General features: G+C 69.5%; 18 protein-coding genes. 9 read left to right on the top strand and 9 right to left on the bottom strand.

The genetic code is table 11. From position 1 onward, the window contains the following. The 4 genes from OCEPR_RS04045 to ilvB are packed head-to-tail and all read right to left on the bottom strand — an operon-like array spanning position 1 to position 4,733. Positions 1-1,533 carry a 2-isopropylmalate synthase gene (locus OCEPR_RS04045; protein WP_013457431.1) on the bottom strand — a complete coding sequence of 511 codons (1,533 nt, stop codon included), beginning with the start codon at positions 1,531-1,533 and terminating at the stop codon, positions 1-3. After that, positions 1,520-2,545, bottom strand: a complete 1,026-nt coding sequence (ilvC, locus tag OCEPR_RS04040; RefSeq protein ID WP_013457430.1) for a ketol-acid reductoisomerase — start codon at positions 2,543-2,545, stop codon at positions 1,520-1,522. Before ilvC ends, OCEPR_RS04045 begins: the two co-directional genes overlap by 14 nt. Continuing rightward, positions 2,542-3,054 carry an acetolactate synthase small subunit gene (ilvN, locus tag OCEPR_RS04035; protein WP_013457429.1) on the bottom strand — a complete coding sequence of 171 codons (513 nt, stop codon included), beginning with the start codon at positions 3,052-3,054 and terminating at the stop codon, positions 2,542-2,544. Before ilvN ends, ilvC begins: the two co-directional genes overlap by 4 nt. Continuing rightward, positions 3,051-4,733 (bottom strand): biosynthetic-type acetolactate synthase large subunit, encoded by a 1,683-nt coding sequence (gene ilvB / locus OCEPR_RS04030; RefSeq protein WP_013457428.1) that lies wholly within the window; start codon positions 4,731-4,733, stop codon positions 3,051-3,053. Before ilvB ends, ilvN begins: the two co-directional genes overlap by 4 nt. Positions 4,734-5,956: 1,223 nt before the next feature. Between ilvB and leuC the strand changes: the two genes are divergently transcribed. The 8 genes from leuC to OCEPR_RS03990 all read left to right on the top strand — a co-directional run bounded on the left by leuC (position 5,957) and on the right by OCEPR_RS03990 (position 14,621). Next, positions 5,957-7,378: a 3-isopropylmalate dehydratase large subunit gene (gene leuC / locus OCEPR_RS04025; RefSeq protein WP_013457426.1), complete on the top strand. Its 1,422-nt coding sequence runs from the start codon at positions 5,957-5,959 to the stop codon at positions 7,376-7,378. After that, positions 7,375-7,998 (top strand): 3-isopropylmalate dehydratase small subunit, encoded by a 624-nt coding sequence (leuD, locus tag OCEPR_RS04020; RefSeq protein WP_049773576.1) that lies wholly within the window; start codon positions 7,375-7,377, stop codon positions 7,996-7,998. Before leuC ends, leuD begins: the two co-directional genes overlap by 4 nt. 21 nt (positions 7,999-8,019) lie before the next feature. Next, positions 8,020-9,063 (top strand): 3-isopropylmalate dehydrogenase, encoded by a 1,044-nt coding sequence (gene leuB / locus OCEPR_RS04015; RefSeq protein WP_013457424.1) that lies wholly within the window; start codon positions 8,020-8,022, stop codon positions 9,061-9,063. 8 nt (positions 9,064-9,071) lie between these two features. Continuing rightward, on the top strand, positions 9,072-9,821 hold the full coding sequence (locus OCEPR_RS04010) for an SDR family NAD(P)-dependent oxidoreductase (RefSeq protein WP_013457423.1): 750 nt from the start codon (positions 9,072-9,074) through the stop codon (positions 9,819-9,821). Beyond that, entirely contained in the window at positions 9,802-11,502 is a 1,701-nt protein-coding gene (ilvD, locus tag OCEPR_RS04005; RefSeq protein WP_013457422.1) for a dihydroxy-acid dehydratase, read from the top strand. The genes OCEPR_RS04010 and ilvD overlap by 20 nt, the downstream gene beginning before the upstream one ends. A 92-nt stretch (positions 11,503-11,594) precedes the next feature. Continuing rightward, on the top strand, positions 11,595-12,743 hold the full coding sequence (locus OCEPR_RS04000; RefSeq protein WP_013457421.1) for a COG1470 family protein: 1,149 nt from the start codon (positions 11,595-11,597) through the stop codon (positions 12,741-12,743). Then, positions 12,743-13,678: an ABC transporter ATP-binding protein gene (locus OCEPR_RS03995; RefSeq protein WP_041554006.1), complete on the top strand. Its 936-nt coding sequence runs from the start codon at positions 12,743-12,745 to the stop codon at positions 13,676-13,678. The genes OCEPR_RS04000 and OCEPR_RS03995 overlap by 1 nt, the downstream gene beginning before the upstream one ends. Continuing rightward, complete coding sequence (locus tag OCEPR_RS03990; protein ID WP_013457419.1) at positions 13,662-14,621, top strand: ABC transporter permease; 960 nt, start codon at positions 13,662-13,664, stop codon at positions 14,619-14,621. The genes OCEPR_RS03995 and OCEPR_RS03990 overlap by 17 nt, the downstream gene beginning before the upstream one ends. 15 nt (positions 14,622-14,636) lie before the next feature. Here OCEPR_RS03990 and OCEPR_RS03985 read toward each other — a convergent pair whose 3' ends face one another. Both OCEPR_RS03985 and OCEPR_RS03980 read right to left on the bottom strand, forming a co-directional pair. Beyond that, positions 14,637-15,011 (bottom strand): cupin domain-containing protein, encoded by a 375-nt coding sequence (locus OCEPR_RS03985; RefSeq protein ID WP_013457418.1) that lies wholly within the window; start codon positions 15,009-15,011, stop codon positions 14,637-14,639. Positions 15,012-15,015: 4 nt separating this feature from the next. Continuing rightward, the gene (locus tag OCEPR_RS03980; protein ID WP_013457417.1) at positions 15,016-15,654 is read right to left on the bottom strand and encodes a phosphoribosyltransferase; all 639 of its coding nucleotides are present in this window, start codon (positions 15,652-15,654) and stop codon (positions 15,016-15,018) included. 54 nt (positions 15,655-15,708) lie between these two features. Between OCEPR_RS03980 and OCEPR_RS03975 the strand changes: the two genes are divergently transcribed. Next, complete coding sequence (locus tag OCEPR_RS03975; protein ID WP_013457416.1) at positions 15,709-16,401, top strand: Crp/Fnr family transcriptional regulator; 693 nt, start codon at positions 15,709-15,711, stop codon at positions 16,399-16,401. Here the strand turns inward: OCEPR_RS03975 and OCEPR_RS12785 are convergent. The 3 genes from OCEPR_RS12785 to OCEPR_RS03960 form a co-directional block, all read right to left on the bottom strand. Then, positions 16,398-17,060 (bottom strand): TerC family protein, encoded by a 663-nt coding sequence (locus OCEPR_RS12785; RefSeq protein ID WP_013457415.1) that lies wholly within the window; start codon positions 17,058-17,060, stop codon positions 16,398-16,400. The genes OCEPR_RS03975 and OCEPR_RS12785 overlap by 4 nt on opposite strands. Further along, positions 17,057-17,941 carry a phosphohydrolase gene (locus tag OCEPR_RS12780; protein ID WP_013457414.1) on the bottom strand — a complete coding sequence of 295 codons (885 nt, stop codon included), beginning with the start codon at positions 17,939-17,941 and terminating at the stop codon, positions 17,057-17,059. The genes OCEPR_RS12785 and OCEPR_RS12780 overlap by 4 nt, the downstream gene beginning before the upstream one ends. A gap of 64 nt (positions 17,942-18,005) precedes the next feature. Continuing rightward, positions 18,006-18,839, bottom strand: coding sequence for an enoyl-CoA hydratase/isomerase family protein (locus OCEPR_RS03960; protein ID WP_013457413.1), 834 nt, complete (start codon positions 18,837-18,839; stop codon positions 18,006-18,008). Between the last annotated feature and the right edge of the window lie 2 nt (positions 18,840-18,841).

The following is an 18,841-nucleotide window of genomic DNA, read 5'->3' as shown; positions in this document are numbered from 1 at the left end:
CTACGGCGCCTCGATCGCTTCGCGCGCGCCCACGCCCGAGACCAGCTTGTTGAGCGCGTCCAGGTAGGCCCGCGCCGACGACTCGACGATGTCGGGGGCGATCCCGCGGCCGGTCACGACGACCGAACCCTGGCGCAGCCGCACCATCACCTCGCCCAGCGCTTCGGTGCCCCCGGTGGTGGCCTCGATGCGGTAGCGCTCGAGCGTCGGGGAAAGCCCCACCGCACGGCTGATCGCCTTGTAGACCGCGTCCACCGGACCGTCGCCGGTGGCCGCCTCGGTCACCTCGTCGTCCGGGGTCTTGACCTTGACCGTGGCCACCGGGGTGAGCGCCAGCCCCGAGTGCACCTGCAGGTCGAGCAGCTTGAACATCTCGGGTGCGCGGGTGCGCTCGTCCTCGACCAGGGCGATCAGGTCTTCGGTGGTGACCTGCTTCTTGCGGTCGGCGATCTCCTTGAAGCGCGCGAACAGCGGCTTCAGCTCCTCGTCGCCGATCTCGTACCCCAGCTCCGCGAGCGCCTTCTTGAAGGCGTGGCGGCCCGAGTGCTTGCCCAGCACCATCACCGCCGCCTCGCGCCCGACGATTTCGGCGTTCATGATCTCGTAGGTCTCGCGCGCCTTGAGGACGCCGTCCTGGTGGATGCCCGACTCGTGCGCGAAGGCGTTGCGCCCCACGATCGCCTTGTTGGGCGGCACCACCATGCCGGTCAGGCGGCTCACCAGCTGGCTGGTGCGGTAGAGCTCGCGGGTGTTCACGCCGGTCTCGGCCTCGAAGAAGTCGCGCCGGGTGTAGAGCGCCATCACCACCTCTTCCAGGCTGGCGTTGCCGGCGCGCTCGCCGATGCCGTTGATGGTGCACTCCACCTGGGTGGCCCCGGCGCGCACCGCCGCCAGGCTGTTGACCACGGCCATGCCCAGGTCGTCGTGGGTGTGGACCGACCAGTCCACCCCGTCGGCCCCCGGGGTGTTCTCGATGATGTAGCCCACCAGCTCGGCGAACTTCCAGGGCACCTGGTAGCCCACGGTGTCCGGGATGTTGATCGTCGTCGCCCCCGCGGCGATCGCCTCGCCGAAGATGCGCACCAAGAAGTCGGGGTCGCTGCGGCCGGCGTCCTCGGCCGAGAACTCCACGTCGTCCACGAAACCGCGTGCGAACTTCACCGCCCAGACGGCCTTCTCCACCACCTCGTCGGGCGTCATGCGCAGCTTCTTCTCCATGTGCACCGGGCTGGTGGCGATGAAGGTGTGGATCCGCCGCCTGGCCGCGGGCTCGATCGCCTCGGCGGCGCGTTCGATGTCGGCCTTGGCCGTGCGCGCCAGCGCCGCGATGGTGGGACCTTCCACCTCCTCGGCGATGCGGCGCACCGCCGCGAAGTCGCCGGGGCTGGCGATCGGGAAGCCGGCCTCGATCACGTCCACGCCCAGACGCGCGAGCTGCTTGGCGATGGCCACCTTCTCGTCGGGGCTCAGGGCCACCCCCGGCGACTGCTCGCCGTCGCGCAGCGTGGTGTCGAAGATCTTAATCCGTCGCATCGCCTACGTCCTCCTCGCTTACGTGGGCCTTGAGGAAGGGCATCATCGCCCGCAGCTTGGGGCCCACCTGTTCGATGGGGTGCTGGGCCCACTTGTGGCGTTTGGCCTCGAGCACCGCCTGGCCGGCCTGGTTCTCCAGCACCCATTCGCGCGCGAACTCGCCCTCCTGGATCTGGCGCAGCACCTCCTTCATGCGCTCCTTGACCTCGGGGCCGATGACGACCGGCCCGCGGGTGTAGTCGCCGTATTCGGCGGTGTTCGAGATCGAGTAGCGCATCCCCGCAAGCCCCGACTCGTACATCAGGTCGACGATCAGCTTGAGCTCGTGGAGCACCTCGAAGTAGGCGATCTCGGGCTTGTACCCCGCTTCGATCAGGGTCTCGAAGCCGTAGGCCACCAGCTGGCTGGCGCCGCCGCAAAGCACCGCCTGCTCGCCGAAGAGGTCGGTCTCGGTCTCCTCGGCGAAGGTGGTGGGGATCACCCCGGCCCGCGTCGCCCCGATGCCCTTGGCGTAGGCCAGCGCCGTGGGCAGCGCCGAACCCGAGGCGTCCTGGTGCACCGCCACGAGCGCCGGCACCCCGCGTCCCGCCTGGTACTCGCTGCGCACCAGGTGCCCGGGGCCCTTGGGGGCCACCATCCAGACGTCCAGGTCGGCCCGCGGCCGGATCTGGCCGAAGTGCACGTTGAAACCGTGCGCGAAGACGAGCGCCGCCCCCTCCTTGAGGTTGGGCTCGACGGCCTCGCGGTAGACCCGGGCCTGCACCTCGTCGGGCAGCAGGATCATGACCACGTCCGCCTGGGCCACGGCCTCGGCTACGGGGGCCACGGCGAGCCCCGCCGCCTCCGCCTGCTTCCAGCGCCGCGAACCCGGACGCAGACCGACGACGACCGGCACCCCCGACTCGTGCAGGTTGAGCGCATGGGCGTGGCCCTGGGACCCGTACCCCAGAACGGCCACCTTCTTGTCGCGAATGAAACCTAGGTCTGCGTCGTGGTCGTAGTAAACGTTCATACCGCCTCCTTTTTCAATCTGGGCTTCAGTATAGCTTCGCCCCTGCTCATGGCGATCGCGCCGGTGCGCATCACCTCGAGCACGCCGTAGGGTTCCAGCCCGGCGATGAACCCCTCGATCTTGCCGGGGTCGCCGGTCACCTCGTAGATCGAGCTCGAGCGCCCCACGTCCACCGGACGGGCGCGGAAGGCCTCGACGATCTCCTTGATCTGCAGCCGCTCCTCCACGCCTTCGGTGCGCACCTTGACCAGCGCCATCTCGCGCTCGACGTGGGGTTCGGTATGGTCGGTCACCTTGATGACCTCGACCAGCTTGTTCAGCTGCTTCTCCACCTGTTCGATCGTGCGGTCGTCCCCGAGCACCACGATCGAGATGCGGGAAAGCCCGGGCAGGTGGGTCTTCCCCACCGCCAGCGACTCGATGTTGAAGCCGCGCCGGGCGAAGAGCGAGGTGATGCGGGTGAGCACCCGCGGATGGTCCTCGACGAGCACGCTCACGATGTGCCTCACGACTGCACCTCCCGGGGGTTTTCGATGATCATGTCCTCGGCGCTTCCGCCCGCGGGGATCATCGGGAAGACGCCTTCCTCGTGGAAGACGCGGAACTCGGCCAGCACCGGTCCGTCGTGGGCCAGCGTCGCCTCCACCGCTTCCTTCAGGTCCTCGCGGCGCTCGACCGTGAAGCCCTTGACGCCGAAGGCCTCGGCCAGTTTGGCGAAGTCGGGGTTCGAGTCCTCGAGGTGCACCTCGGCGTAGCGCCTGTCGTTGAACAGGTCCTGCCACTGGCGCACCATGCCCAGGTATCCGTTGTTGAGCAGCACGGTCTTGACGGGCAGCCGGTACTTGACGAGGGTGGCCAGCTCCTGCAGCGTCATCTGGAAGGAGCCGTCGCCGTCGAAGTTGAGCACCGTGGCCCCGGGGTGGGCCACCTGCACCCCCACGGCCGCGGGCAGGCCGAACCCCATGGTGCCCAGTCCGCCGGAGGTGACGAAGCTGCGCGGACGCTGCGGCCGCCAGAACTGCGCGGCGAACATCTGGTGCTGCCCCACCCCCGTGGTCACGTAGGCGTCGCCGCCGGTGGCCTCCCAGAAGGCGCGGATGACCTCCTGCGAGGAAAGCCGTTCGCGGCGCGGCATGGGCAGCGGGTGCTTGCGCTGCCATTCGCGGATCCGCTCCCACCAGGGCTCGAGCGCCAGCGCCTCCGCGGCCTGGGCCAGCTTCTCCGCCACCCAGCGGGCGTCGCCCACGATGGGGACGTGCGTCTCCACCACCTTCCCGATCTCCGCCGGATCGATGTCCACGTGGATCAAGGTCTTGACGTTGGGAGCGAACTTGGCGATGTTGCCGGTGATGCGGTCGTCGAAGCGCAGGCCGATCGCCAGGATCAGATCGGCGTGCTGGATCGCGCGGTTGGCGGCCACGGTGCCATGCATGCCCGGCATGCCCAGCACCTGTGGATGGTCGCCGGGCAGCACGCCCAGCCCCTTGAGCGTGGTGATCACCGGGATCCCCGACTTCTCGGCGAACCGCCGCAGCGCCTCGGCCGCATTGTGCCCGCCGCCGCCGACCATCATGACCGGACGCTCGGCGTCGCGAAGCGCGGACAACGCCTTCTCCAGCTGGCGGGGGTGCCCCTTGGTCGTGGGCCGGTAGCCCGCGAGCCGCGGCTGCACGTCGAAACTGCCGGTGAACTCTTCGAGCTGAACGTCCTTGGGCACGTCGATCAGCACCGGGCCCGGCCGGCCCGTGGAAGCGATGAGGAAGGCTTCCTTGACGATGCGGGGGATCTCGTTCACGTCCTGCACCAGGTAGTTGTGCTTGGTGATGGGCATGGTCACGCCGGTCACGTCGGCCTCCTGGAAGGCGTCGGTGCCCACGGCCGCCCGGGCCACCTGGCCGGTGATGGCCACGATAGGCACCGAGTCCATGAGGGCGTCGGCCAGCCCGGTGACCAGGTTGAGCGCGCCCGGACCGCTGGTCGCGAAAACGACGCCGGTCCGCCCCGAGCTGCTCGCATAGCCTTCGGCCGCATGGATCGAACCTTGCTCGTGGCGACCCAGGACGTGCTTGAACTCGGGGCGGTCGTACATGGCGTCGTAGATGGGCATGTTCGCCCCGCCCGGCACCCCGAAGATCACCTCCACGCCTTCCCGCGCCAGGGCTTCGAGTATCGCTTCCGCTCCGTTCATTCCTCTTCCCCCTCCTGCCAAACGAACACCCCGCCATGAGCGGCGGGGTGCGGTTTGCTAAAAACGAACAGACGCTACGTCAGCAAGCCACCCCCGCCCCGACCTAGTACTAGGCCGAGCGCGGGGCGGAGAATAATGCTCGCAAACGCATGCATCTTGCCGCGATTGTATGCCCGGCCGCGCGGGCTGTCAAGCGGAGTCGGCGCAGTCGGCTGAATGTGGCGGAAGCGGACCGTGCACTACCGGGAGGCGTTTGGTGCATAGTGCGCGGTGCGTTGTTCGCGGTAGCGGGACTGCGCACCCTGTGGCGTTTAGCTTGTGGCTCGTGGTGGGCCAGTCAGCGGCAGCGAAACCTCGGCTGTTCGTACGGCATGGACCCCGGATCAAGTCCGGGGCAGGCCCTGAATCGAGTTCAGGGCGGGCTCCCGGATCTCCCCCCGGCTATCCGCCTCGGTCGTCCGGGGAACGGGAAAACGGGAGGTAGGAGGTGGGGTGTGGGATGTAGGTTTTTATTCGAAGAAGTTTGCCGACGAGGTCGTGGGGCAGTATGCCGGATACGAAGCTTGATTTTCCTACCTCCCACCCCCTACAACCCACTTCCCGGCGAAGCCGACTATCGGGCCCCATGCCGCGCCCAAACTACGCGGTTCGGTCACTGCGAAATAATGCTCCCTCCCCTGGGGGAGGGTTGGGGTGGGGGTTGTTGGCGCCAACGAAGCCATCGCCCATCATTCGAATCGTGGCCAACCCACATCCCACCCCCGACCCCCTGCATCCTCAAAAAACAACCCCCCTCCGGCCTGCGGCCACCTCCCCCAAGGGGGAGGTTTTCAAGAGTCGTCATCAGACAAAAACGAAGCGCTCACCGTGCTTTCCGCTCTGGATTCCAGCTCGCGCAGGCCAAGGGCCTGCTTGGCTGGAATGACGAATTACTCGCTGCGAAAAACCTCCCTCCCCTGGGGGAGGGCCGGGGTGGGGGTTGTTGGCTCAACGCACGCCAAGCGTCGATCGCCGATGCATAACCGGCCCACCTCCCACCCCCGACAACCCACACCCCGACTCGGCCCTGTTGACGCCGCCCGGGGCCGAACGTATACTCATGCGCAAGATGACGTACGCGCGCGCCCTAACGCTAATTCCGCCTCCACGGGGGTAGGTTGGCGTTTGGACTGCGCTCACCGCCCCCGCCGGGCGGTTTTTCGTTGTCGGAACGAGGAGGACACGTGGCCGGGAAAACGCTCTACGAAAAGGTCTGGGAAGCCCACGAGGTGCGCCGGCTCGCAAGCGGGCAGAGCCAGCTCTTCATCGACCTGCACCTCATCCACGAGGTCACCAGCCCGCAGGCCTTCGGAATGCTGCGGGAACTGGGGCTCGGGGTAGCCATGCCGCACCGCACCTTTGCGACGGTGGACCACATCGTCCCCACCGACGCCCGCAGCGAGCCCTTCGCCGATCCGCTGGCCCAGGCGATGATCGAGGAGTTGCGCAAGAATACCCGCGAGCACGGCATCGAACTCTTCGACGTGGGCAGCGGCAGGCAGGGCATCGTCCACGTGGTGGGACCGGAGCAGGGCCTGACCCAGCCGGGGTTCACCATCGTCTGCGGCGACAGCCACACCTCCACCCACGGCGCCTTTGGGGCCATCGCCTTCGGCATCGGCACCACCCAGGTGCGCGACGTGCTGGCCACCCAAACGGTGGCCATGCCCCGGCTCAAGGTGCGGCGCATCAACGTCAACGGCCGGCTGCGGCCCGGCGTGGGCGCGAAGGACGTGATCCTGCACGTCATCCGCACCCTGGGCGTGGGGGGCGGCCAGGGCTACGCCTACGAGTACGGCGGTGCGGTGATCGACGGGATGACCATGGAAGAACGCATGACCGTCTGCAACATGTCCATCGAGGGCGGGGCCCGCATCGGCTACGTCAACCCCGACGAGACCACCTTCGCCTTCCTGAAAGGCCGCCCCTACGCGCCCGCGGAAGACGAGTGGGAGGCGGCCGTGGCCCACTGGCGCGGCCTGGCCTCCGACCCCGACGCCGAGTACGACGACGTGGTGGAAATCGACGGCTCGCGGATCGCCCCCTACGTCACCTGGGGCATCAACCCCGGGCAGGCGATCACCGTGGAGGAACGGGTGCCGGATCCGGAAGGTGTCCCGGACGAGGAGGCGGCGCTGGTGCGCGAGGCGCTGGAATACATGAAGCTCGAGCCCGGCCGGCCCATCAAGGGGCAGAAGATCGACGTCGCCTTCGTGGGCAGCTGCACCAACGGCCGCCTGAGCGACCTGCGCGAGGCCGCGCGGGTGGTGCGCGCCGCGGGCGGCCGGGTGCCCGCGGGCGTGCGGGCCATCGTCGTGCCCGGCAGCGAGCAGGTGGCCCGCCAGGCCGAGGCCGAGGGGCTCGACCAAATCTTCCGCGACGCCGGCTTCGAGTGGCGCTACGCCGGCTGCAGCATGTGCCTGGCGATGAACCCCGACAAGCTGGTGGGCGACGAGATCTCGATCAGCAGCTCGAACCGCAACTTCAAGGGGCGGCAGGGCTCGCCCCAGGGTCGCACCCTGCTGGCCAGCCCGGCGATGGTCGCCGCAGCGGCCCTGACCGGCGAGGTCGTGGACGTGCGCGAGGTCTTGGGGGTGAAGGCCTGATGGAAGCCATCAAACAAGTACGCGGGCGCGCCGTGGTGATCCCCGGCGACGAGATCGACACCGACCGCATCGTCCCCGCGCGTTTCCTCAAGGCCGTCACCTTCGACGGGCTGGGCGAGGCGCTCTTCTACGACGAGCGCTACGACGAGGCCGGCAACCCCAAGGACCACCCCCTCAACCGCCCCGAGCGCCGGGGGGCGCGCGTCTTGGTGGTGGGGGCCGGCTTCGGCTCCGGCTCCAGCCGCGAGCACGCCCCCCAGGCCATCAAGCGGGCCGGCTTCCAAGCGATCATCGGCGAGAGCTTCGCCGAGATCTTCTTCGGCAACGCCACCCAGATCGGCCTGGTCTGCGTGACCCTCGACCCCGAAGACCTGGGGGTGCTGGCCGAGTGGGTGGAGGCCCATCCCGAGGGCGAGGTGGAGGTGGACCTGGAGGCGCGCGAGGTGCGCTTCGGCGGGCGGGTGGCGCCGCTGGCCATCCGCGAGGCGGCCCGCGAGGCCCTCGTCAGCGGGCGCTGGGACCCGCTGGCCGAGCTGCTGGAGGCGATGGACGAGATCAAGAAGCTTGACGCCGCTCGGCCGGGGCCGGGCAAACGCGGCGGTTACCGCGGCCGGGCCTGAGGCACGGAGAAAGGAAACGTCATGCACAAGATTGCGGTTCTCCCCGGCGACGGCATCGGCCCCGAGGTGACCGGGGCGGCGGTGCGGGTGCTCGAAAAGGTCGCCGACGTCTTCGGCCTGGAGCTGGGCTTCGACTACTTCGACTTCGGCGGCGCGGCCATCGACGCCGCCGGCGAACCCTACCCCGAGGCCACCCGGCGCGGCGTGGCCGCGGCCGACGCGGTGCTCCTGGGCGCGATCGGCGGGCCCAGGTGGGACGGCGTTCCCCGCGAGATCCGCCCCGAGACCGGCCTGCTGGCGCTGCGCAAAGACCAGGGGCTTTTCGCCAACCTGCGCCCGGCACGGGTGCTCGAGGGCCTCGAAGACCTCTCGCCGCTGAAGCCCGAGATCGCCCGCGGGGTGGACGTGCTGATCGTGCGCGAGCTCACGGGCGGCCTCTACTTCGGCGACCCGCGGGGCATGAGCGAGGCCGAGGCCTGGAACACCATGCGGTACTCGAAGCCCGAAGTGGAGCGGGTGGCGCGGGTGGCCTTCGAGGCCGCCGCCAAGCGCCGGAAGAAGCTCACCAGCGTGGAGAAGGCCAACGTGCTCGAGGTGGGCGAGTTCTGGCGCCGCACCGTGGAAGAGGTGGCGGAGGGCTGGCCCGAGGTGGCGCTCGAGCACCAGTACGTGGACGCCATGGCCATGCACCTGGTCACCCACCCCTCCGACTACGACGTGATCGTGACCGGCAACATCTTCGGCGACATCCTCTCGGACCTGGCCTCGGTGCTCCCCGGCTCGTTGGGGCTGCTCCCGTCGGCCTCGCTGGGCGAGGGCACGCCGCTCTTCGAGCCGGTGCACGGATCGGCCCCCGACATCGCCGGCCGCGGCGTGGCCAACCCCACCGCGGCCATCCTTTCGGCGGGAATGCTGGCCACCTACGCGCTGGGGCGGCCCGAGGCGGGCCGGGCGATCGAGCGGGCGGTGGCCGCGGCGCTGGCTCGCGCCCGCACCCCTGACCTGGGCGGGGACGCCTCCACCGCCGCATTCACCGAAGCGGTGCTCGCGAACCTGAGCGGGTAAACTGGAGTATGCCGAGCCTGAGAGGAAGAACCCTGATCCTGACCGGAGCCTCGCGCGGCATCGGCCGGGCCCTGGCGCTGGGGCTGGCCGAGCGCGGGGCCCACCTGGTGCTCACCGCCCGCGGCGAGGAGGCCCTGGCGGAAGTGGCGCGGGAAGTCGAAGCGAAGGGGGTGCAGGTGCGCCACCACGCGGGCGACGTGGCCGCCGCCGAAACCGCCCGCCGGCTGGTGGAGCTGGCGCGCGAGCTGGGCCGCTTCTACGGCTTCGTGCACAACGCCGGGGTGCTGCACGCGGGACCGCTCCTGTGGGAGCTTCCCGAGCGCCACTGGAACGAGGTGCTGGGGGCGAGCCTCACCGGCGCCTACCAGCTCACCCGATTCGCCCTGCCCGACCTGATCGCCGCTGGCGACGGCGTGGCCGTCTACGTCGGCTCGGGCGCGGCCGAGTACAACCTGCCCGGCATCGGCGCCTACGCCATCGCCAAAGCGGCCGAGGAGCACCTGGCGCGTCAGGTCGCAGCCGAAGCCCCGATGGTGGCCAGCTTCGCCTACCGCCCCGGGGTGGTGGACACCGGCATGCAGGAACAGGCCCGCAGCGCCACCGGCGGCGCGGCCGAGCAGCTGCACGAAATCTTTGGCGGTTACAAGGAAAAGGGGGTGCTGATCAGCCCCGAGCAGGCGGCGAACTACCTGGTTCGCGTCCTCGAGGCCGACCCCCACCGCTACACGGGAACGGTCTATGACTGGCGAAAAGAATAAGCGTCTTCGCAGCGACGTCATCAAGAAGGGGCTCGAACGCGCGCCCCACCGCTCGCTTTTGCGCGCCACCGGCGTGATCGAGCGCGAGTCCGACTTCGACAAACCCTTCATCGCGGTGGTCAACAGCTACGTGGACATCGTCCCGGGGCACGCCCACCTGCAGGAGTTCGTGCGCAGCATCAAACGCTACGTCCGCGAGGCCGGCGGGGTGCCCTTCGAGTTCAACACCATCGGCGTGGACGACGGCATCGCCATGGGCCACGAGGGCATGAAGTGGAGCCTGCCCAGCCGCGAGCTGATCGCCGACAGCGTGGAGACGATGCTGCGGGCCCACGCCTTCGACGGGGCGATCTTCATCCCCAACTGCGACAAGATCGTGCCCGGCATGCTGATGGCCGCGGTGCGGGTCAACCTGCCCAGCGTCTTCGTCTCGGGCGGACCGATGAAGGCGGGCTACCTCGACGGCGAGGCGCTGGACCTGATCAGCGTCTTCGAGGGCGTGGGGGCGGTCAAGGAGGGTACGATGAGCCCCGAGCGGCTCGAGCAGATCGAACAGCTCGCCTGCCCCAGCTGCGGGAGCTGCTCGGGCATGTTCACCGCCAACTCGATGAACTGCCTGCTCGAGGCCCTGGGCCTGGCCGTGCCCGGCAACGGCTCGATCCTGGCCACCGACCCGCGGCGCGAGGAGCTGAAGAAGACCGCGGTGAACTGGCTGATGCGCATGGTGGAGGAGGACGTGAAGCCGCTCGACTTCGTGAACGAGCAGAGCTTCGAAAACGCCTTCCGCCTCGACGTGGCCATGGGCGGCTCCACCAACACCGTGCTCCACACCCTGGCCGTGGCCGAGGAGGCGGGCATCCCCTTCGCGCTCGAAAAGCTCGACGCCATCGGCCGCACCACGCCCACGCTGTGCAAGATCGCGCCTTCGAGCGCCTACCACATGGAAGACCTCGACCGCGCCGGCGGCGTCTTCGCCATCCTGGGCGAGCTCGCCCGCGGCGGTTATCTGAACCTGGAGGCGCGCACCGCCAGCGGCCGCACCCTGGGCGAGCAGCTCGCGGAGGGCTACGAGATCCGCGACGAGCGCGTGATCCGCCGGCTGGAAAACCCCTACGACGCCCAGGGGGGGCTGCGGATCCTCTTCGGCAGCCTCGCCCCCGAAGGGGCGGTGGTCAAGACCGCGGGGGTGGTGCCCGAGATGATGCGCCACGAGGGCCCGGCCCGCGTCTTCGACAGCGAAGAGGAGGCCCAAGCGGCCATCGACGCCGGCCGGATCCGGCCGGGCGACGTGGTGGTGGTGCGCTACGAGGGCCCCAAGGGCGGCCCCGGCATGCGCGAGATGCTGGCCCCCACCAGCGCCATCGTCGGCCGCGGCCTGGGCGAGAGCGTGGCCCTGGTCACCGACGGCCGCTTCTCGGGGGGCACCCGGGGCGCCGCGGTGGGCCACGTCAGCCCCGAGGCCGCCGAGGGCGGGCCGATCGGCCTGGTTCAGGAAGGCGACGTCATCGCCCTGGACCTGATCGAAGGGCGGATCGAGCTGCGGGTGGACGAGGCCGAGCTCGCGCGCCGGCGCGCCCGCTTCAAACCCAAGGTCAAACCGGTGAACGGCTCCTGGCTCAAGCGCTACCGGGCGCTCGTCACCAACGCCGCCCACGGCGCGGTGCTGCGCGAACCCGAGTAGCCGCCGCCGTGCGCCGAACCGCAGGGTTGCGTCCCTGCGGTTCATATTTTTTATCCCCTATTGCTGGAAAATTGGTGCGTTGGAGGTGAACGATGCGGAGACTCGCAGGCTTCCTGTTGGCGTTGGCCGTAACGTTCGCACAAGGGCAGACCACCTACAAAGGACTCGTGCTCTCCACCCCCTACCCCGCGCTCACCGTCAAGGCGGGCGAGGTGGTCAACCTTCCCCTGACGCTGAGGAACTACGGCCTCCCACCCCAGCTCACGCGCTTGCGCGTCGAGGGCGCGCCCGCGGGCTGGACGGTCGCCTTCCTGGGCAGCGGAAGGGTGGTCGAGGCCGCTTTCCTGGCGCCCGACGCTACGCAGAACCTCACCCTCCGCGTCGAGGTGCCCAAGGAGGTCGGGGAAGGCCGCTACACGATGACCGTTCTCGCCGAGGGGGCGAGCGCCCGGGCCCGCCTCCCCCTCACCCTCACCGTAGGCAAGGTGCTGCCGCCTTCGCTGCGGCTCGAGGTGGAACTACCCGTGCTCAAGGGCACCCCCAAGACCACCTTCCGCTACCGGGCCACCCTCAAGAACGAATCGGATCAAGACCTTCTCGTCGGCCTCGAGGCCGACGCCCCCCAGGGCTTCGAAGTCGTGTTCAAGCCGCAGTTCTCGGGGCAGGAAGTGACCACACTGCCCATCAAGGCGGGCGAGACCAAGAACGTCGACATCGAGGTGAGCCCGCCCCCGCGGGTGCAGGCGGGCGAATACAAGATCGAGGTGGCCGCGAGGAGCGGAGCCGCCAGGGCGGGCCTGGAGCTGACCGCCGTGATCACCGGACGGCCCGAGCTGAGCCTCACCACCCCCGACGGGCGCCTTTCGGGCCGCGCCTACGCCGGGCGCACGTCGCCCCTGAAGATCGTCGTCAAGAACCGGGGCAGCGCCGAGGCCAAACAGGTGGAGTTCTCCTCGTACGAACCCTCCGGCTGGGAGCTAAGCTTCGAACCCAAACGCATCGACGCGATACCCGCCGGGGAACAGGCCGAGGTCACGGTCAAGATCAAGCCCTCGTCCAAGGCCATCGCCGGCGATTACATGGTCACCCTCACCGCACGCCCGAAGAACGGCACGCCCGAAAACGCCGACTTCCGCATCACGGTGCTGACCTCGACGGTCTGGGGCGTCGTGGGCGTCGGCCTGATCGCGGTGGCCCTGGGGGTCCTGGCGCTGGCGGTGGCGCGCTTCGGAAGGCGATGATGACGGCCATCGAAACCCAAGGCCTCAGCAAACGCTACGGCGACCTGGTCGCCGTCGACGGGCTCGACCTGCACGTCGAACAGGGGGAGGTCTTCGGTCTGCTGGGCCCCAACGGGTCCGGGAAGACGACGACGATCCTGATGCTCCTGGGCCTCACCGAGCCGACCTCGGGCCGCGTGCGGGTGCTGGGGCACGACCCCGTGCGCGAACCGCTCTCGGTCAAGCGGCGGGTCGGCTACCTGCCCGACACCGTGGGCTTCTACGACGACCTCTCGGGCCGGGAGAACCTGCGGTACACCGCGGCGCTCAACGGGATGCGCGGTCCCGGCGTCGACGCGCGCATCGACGAGGCGCTCGACTCGATGGGCCTGACCGACGCCGCCGACCGTCCGGTGCGCACCTACTCCCGGGGGATGAAGCAGCGGCTCGGCCTGGCCGACGTGCTGCTCAAGGAGCCGCAGCTGGTGATCCTCGACGAACCCACCCTGGGCCTCGACCCCCAGGCCGCGCACGAGTTCCTCGGCTTGATCCGTGCGCTGGGGGACCGGGGGCTGACGGTGCTGCTCTCCTCGCACCTGCTCCATCAGGTGCAGACGGTCACCGACCGTGTCGGCCTCTTCCGCAAGGGCCGCATGGCGCTCGTCGGCAGCGTTCCGGAGCTGGCCCGGCAGGTGCTGGGCGGCGCTTACCGGATTCATCTGGAAGCCGAGGGCGAGGACCTCGAGGCCGCCCTCGGCGGCCTGTCCGGCGTGCTGCGGGTGCGGCGCGACGGCGCCCGCTACCTGCTGGAGGCCGAGCGCGACCTGCGCGACGACGCCGCCCGCGCCGTGGTGCGGCGGGGAGGCCGGCTGCTGCGGCTGGATCTGGAAGAGCCCGATCTCGACGAGGTCTACCGCGCCTACTTCGAGGAGGTGTCCCATGGCGACGCGGCGTGAGGGTTCGGCGTTCGCCGGTCTGGGCCCGGTGTTTCTGAAGGAGTTCGCGGACCAGCTTTCGGGGGCCCGCATGCGGCTGCTCGAGCTCCTGATCGTGTTGACCGCGGCGGGGACGATCTACGCCGCCATCCAGACGATCAAGTCCACCGTCGGCGAGGACGTCTTCCTCTTCCTCCGGCTCTTTACCACGGCCAAGGACCCGCTTCCCTCGTTCGTCGCCTTCGCCGGTTTCCTGGTGCCGCTCCTGGCCATCGCGTTGGGTTTCGACGCGGTCAACGGCGAACACCAGCGGCGCACCCTGGGGCGGGTGCTCGCCCAGCCGATCTACCGCGACGCCCTCCTCTTCGGCAAGTACCTGGCGGGGCTCGCGACGCTGGGCCTGGTGCTGCTGGCGACCTGGCTGCTGATCACGGGGCTGGGCGTGCTGCTGACCGGCCTCGCCCCCTCGGGCGAGGAGGTGGCGCGCAGCCTCCTCTACCTGGCGGCGACCCTGGCCTACGGCGGCGTCTGGCTCGCGGTGGCCCTCTTCTTCTCGACGGTGTTCAAAAGCCCCACCACCAGCGCGCTGGCCGCGATCGGCCTCTGGCTCTTCCTCACCGTCTTCTGGGGGATGATCGCGGGGCTGCTCGCGCCGGCGCTGAGCCCCGTACGCTACGGCTTCCAAGAGGAGCTCTACCGGCAGGCGCAGACGGAGCTGATGCTCGCCCGGGTCGCCCCCAACACGCTCTACGCCGAGGCCACCCTGGCGTTGCTGCGGCCCGAGGTGCGCTCGCTCGGCCCCGTGCTTCCGGCGCAGCTCGAGGGCATGGTCCTCGGCACGCCGCTGCCGCTGGGCCAGTCGCTGCTGCTCGTCTGGCCGCAATTCGCCGGCCTCGTTGCGGCGAGCGTCCTCTTCTTCACCCTCGCCTACGTGTTCTTCCAGCGGGCCGAGATCCGGGCCTAGGGGGCCGCGTGCCCCCTAGGCCAACCACTCGGTCTCGTATTCCTTGGTCTTGGGGATCACGCAGATAAACTCGACGGCCTCATCGCCGCGGTTTTCGTACCAGTGGGCCACCCCCGCAGGGATGAAGACGGCGTCGCCGGGGCCGACCTCGCGCTCCTCGCCGTCCAGGCCGATCGTCATCCTGCCTTTCAGCACGAACTGCTCGTGCTCGATCGTCGGGTGACGGTGGGCGGGGATGCGGCCGCCGGGCTCGAGCGTGAAGCGCCGCAGGATGAAATTGGGCGCGCCGTCCTCGGGACCGATCAGTACCTGCAGAAAGGCCCCCTTCCCTTTGGCCACCGGTTTCTTTGGCGCCCCATCGGCGGGGCGCACCAACGCCTGGATCTCCATGGCGTTATTCTATCGCCCAGGCGGAGAGCAGCCGCACCACGTCCTCGTCGCTCACCTGGGGGAAGCGTCGGTAGTAGGCGCCCACGGCGACGAAGTCGGGCGGGGTGCTGAGCGCCACCACCTCGGCCCGGCGGCGCAGGCGTTCCACCGCCTCCGGCGGACCCACGGGCACGGCCACCACCACCCGCGCGGGCGCCTCGGCCAGCACCGCGGTGAGGGCGGCCTCCATGGTGCTGCCGGTGGCGATGCCGTCGTCGGTGAGGACCACGTCGCGGCCCGCGAGGGGCTCCTTGGGGCGCACGGCCCGGTAACGCCGCCGGCGCTCGCGGATCACCTGCATCTGCCGCCCGATCTCGGCCTTGAGGTAGCCCTCGTCGGCGATGCTCGAGGCGTAGGGCTGCAGGAAGACCTGGCCGTCCTCGCCCACGGCCCCAAGCGCGTACTCGGGGTTGCCGGGCGCGCCGATCTTGCGGGCCAGGACCACGTCCATCGTGCCCCCCAGCTCCCGCGCCAGCACGTCGGCCAGCACCACCCCGCCGCGGGGAATGCCCAGCACCACGGGCTTCCGTAGGTTCAGCGGGCGGAGCGCCTCGGCCAGCAACCCCGCGGCTTCCGTCCGGTCTTCGAAAAACAATACCGACATGGCTCACGTTTATTGTACTCCCAACGCTTAGGCTGAAGGCACGAAGGAGGCCGTATGTCGTGGTTCATCCCCCGGGCCGGGTTCCTCGAGCGGCTCAGCGAAGAGGAAAAGATGCGGCTGGGCCAGATCTGCCCGCCCCGCAGCTACCGCAAGGACGAGGCCGTCTTCATGAGCGGCGACGCCTGCGACGAACTGACCGTCGTCCTCGACGGTATGCTCAAGATCGTTCGCCAGGGCCCCTCGGGCAAGGAGCGCATCCTCCACCTCGCGGGGCCGGGCGACATCCTGGGCGCGGAGTTCCTGGAAGACGGCGCCGTCTACAAGGCCGACGCGGTCTGCACTTCGGACGGGGTGGTCACCTGCCCCATCAACCGCGAACAGTTCGTCCAGGTGGCGCGCGAGCTGCCGCGGGTGACCCTCAGCCTCGCGGGCAGCCTGGCGGCGCACCTTTCGCACCTGGAAGACCAGATCGAATCGGCGACCGCGCCGGTGATCGTGCGCCTGGGCCGGGTGCTCACCTGGACCGCGCGCCGTTTCGGAAAGCAGGAACCCGAGGGTTGGGTGCGCATCGAGAGCGAGCTGCGCCAGGAAGACCTCGCCGCCATGTCGGGGAGCACCCGGGTGACGATCACCCACACCCTGGGGCAGCTGCGCGACCTGGGCCTGGTGGAGGGGACCCGCGGACGGTACCGCGTCCGGCTCGAGCCCCTGGAACGCATGATCGAGGACCTGCTCTGGGAGAGCTAAGGGACGGTGCGCCGGGCCTGCCAGCGGTTGAGCCCGCGCAGGGCCGCCATCGTCGCCAGCCCCAGGGCGAACCAGGCCCAGAGCGGCCAGGCCAGCCAGGCGTGCACCCGCGGGTCGTGGGAGATGAGCTGCGCCCCGGCCCAGACGATGACGAGCGAACCCAGGAGGCTCAGCCAGGGCCAGCGGTTGAGCAGTTGCGCGATCGCGGCGGAGCCCAGCATCAGGATGGGAATCGAGAGCATCAGGCCGAAGACCAAGAGCCCCAGGTGCCCCCCCGCCGCCCCCGCCACGGCCAGCACGTTGTCGAGGCTCAGGGTGAAATCGGCGACGATGATCAGCGTCACCGCCTGCCAAAACGAGGCGGCGCTCCCCACCCGGGCCTCTTCTTCCTCGCCGCCCAGCAGCTTGGCGGCGATCCAAAACAACGCCACGCCGCCCAGGGCGCGCAGGAAGGGCACGGAAAGCAGCAACGCCGCCAGGATGGTAAAGGTGACGCGCAGGCCGATGGCGCCGAGCGTGCCCATCAGGATGGCCCGGCGCCGCAGGCGGCCGGGAAGGTCGCGCACGGCCATGCCGATCACCACCGCGTTGTCGCCCGAAAGCACGAGATCGATCAGGACGATGCTGAACAGGCCCAGGAGGGTGGCTTCGGCGGTCATTCCTCGAGCACGAAACGGTCTTCGCGGTCGTGCAGGCGAACCCGTTGGATGATGCGGTGGTCGTGGTCGTTGTTGGTGTCGGAGGTGGCCACCACGGTGACGTAGTCGCGGATGGGGCTGCGGAGCACCTTCTTCGTCAGGGTCTCCTCCACCTGGAAGATGCCGGCGGCGTTGTTCATGCGCACCCGGATCTCGATGGGAATGGCGTCGCCGCGCATGATGATCACCTCGTCCACCGCCAGCGCCGAGATCGAGTGGATGTCGATCGAGCCCAGGCTGAAGGCCTTGCGGCCGCGCCCCTTGGTGATGTCGGTGCCGTCGGCCACCGCGGTCACGCCCGCCTCGATGGTCAGCGGCTCGGGGTGCAGGTCGTGGCTGTAGATGGAGTGCAGCATCAGCGCCCGCAGCTCGATGCGCTGCTCGGGCTTGGGGTAGAGCTCGCCCAGGATGCGGTTCAGGATCGGCAGCGCCAGGGTGACGCCGAAGGCCTCGTGGTGCTCCCGGTGCACCTGGTTGCCGATGTCGTGCAGCATCGTGGAGAGGATGACGACGACGAAGGCGTCCTCGAGGTCCCCGACCCCCGACTCGACGGTGTCGGGGCGCACCCCGGCGTCGACGAGCAGCTGCAGGATGGCCACCGAGGCGGCCCCGGTGAGCAGCGCGTGCACGCGGCCGTGGTCGTTGTACCCCAGCTTGTGCATGGTGATGTAGTTGGCCATGTCCCAGTGGCCGCGCGCCTCCGGGTCCTTGGAAAGCATCTCGTAGGCGGCCAGAGCCTTGGGGTAGGGCTCGAGCCCCTTGCGGATCGACTGGTCCGCCTCGACGTAGAGCCGCGACTTGGGGCTCGCGATGTGGATGATGCGTTCCCTCTGGTCAGACAATGGCGACCTCCATGGGGACCGGCCCCAGAAAGCTCATTCTACCGCTTTTCCCGGCGGACGCGGACTACTCGCCCTTGAACTCGGGCGCCCGTTTTTCCAGGAAGGCCGCGGTGCCCTCGCGCATGTCGTGGGTGGTCACGGTCATGCCGAAGAGGTCGGCCTCGATCTCGAGCGCCTCGGGGAGGGGCACGTCGGCCCCGCGCGCCACCGCTTCCTTGGCCAGCGCCAGCGCCACCGGGCTGTTCTTCATGATCTGCTGCGCCAGCTCGCGGGCCGCGGCCGCCGCGTCGTCGGCCACGCGGTTGACCAGGCCGAGCGCGAGCGCCTCCTCCGCGGGGACGTGGCGACCGGTGAGGATGAGGTCGAAGGCGCGGCCCACGCCCACGAGCCGCGGCAGCCGCTGGGTGCCGCCGAATCCGGGGATGAGGCCCAGGCCCACTTCGGGCAGGCCCAGTTTGGCCTTCTTCGCGGCCACGCGCAGGTCGCAGGCCAGCGCCAGCTCGAGCCCACCGCCGAGCGCGTAGCCGTTGATCGCAGCGATCGTAGGCACCGGCAGCGCGGCGATGTGGTTCATGACCTCCTGACCCGCCAGGGCGAACTCGCGGCCGATAAAGACGTCCTTGAGGGCGTTGATCTCGCTGATGTCGGCCCCCGCCACGAAGGCCTTGCCCTCGCCGGTGAAGACGGCCACCTTGACCTCGGGGTCCTCGGCGATGACCTCGGTCACTTCGGCGATCTCGCGCAGCACGTCCGCCGCCAGGGCGTTGAGCGCTTTGGGTCGGGTGAAGGTCACCCAGGCGATCCCCTCCGCGACCTCGTAGCGCAGGAACTCGAACTCGGGCACTTCCAGCGCGAACGCGGGTACCTCTTCGTGCGAATGGTCGTGTTCGTGAGCCATGC

The sequence above is a fragment of the Oceanithermus profundus DSM 14977 genome (assembly GCF_000183745.1).
Taxonomy (GTDB): Bacteria; Deinococcota; Deinococci; order Deinococcales; family Marinithermaceae; genus Oceanithermus; species Oceanithermus profundus.
The sequence above is the reverse complement of the archived record's forward strand: the minus strand, read 5'-3'. Positions and strand labels throughout refer to the sequence as shown.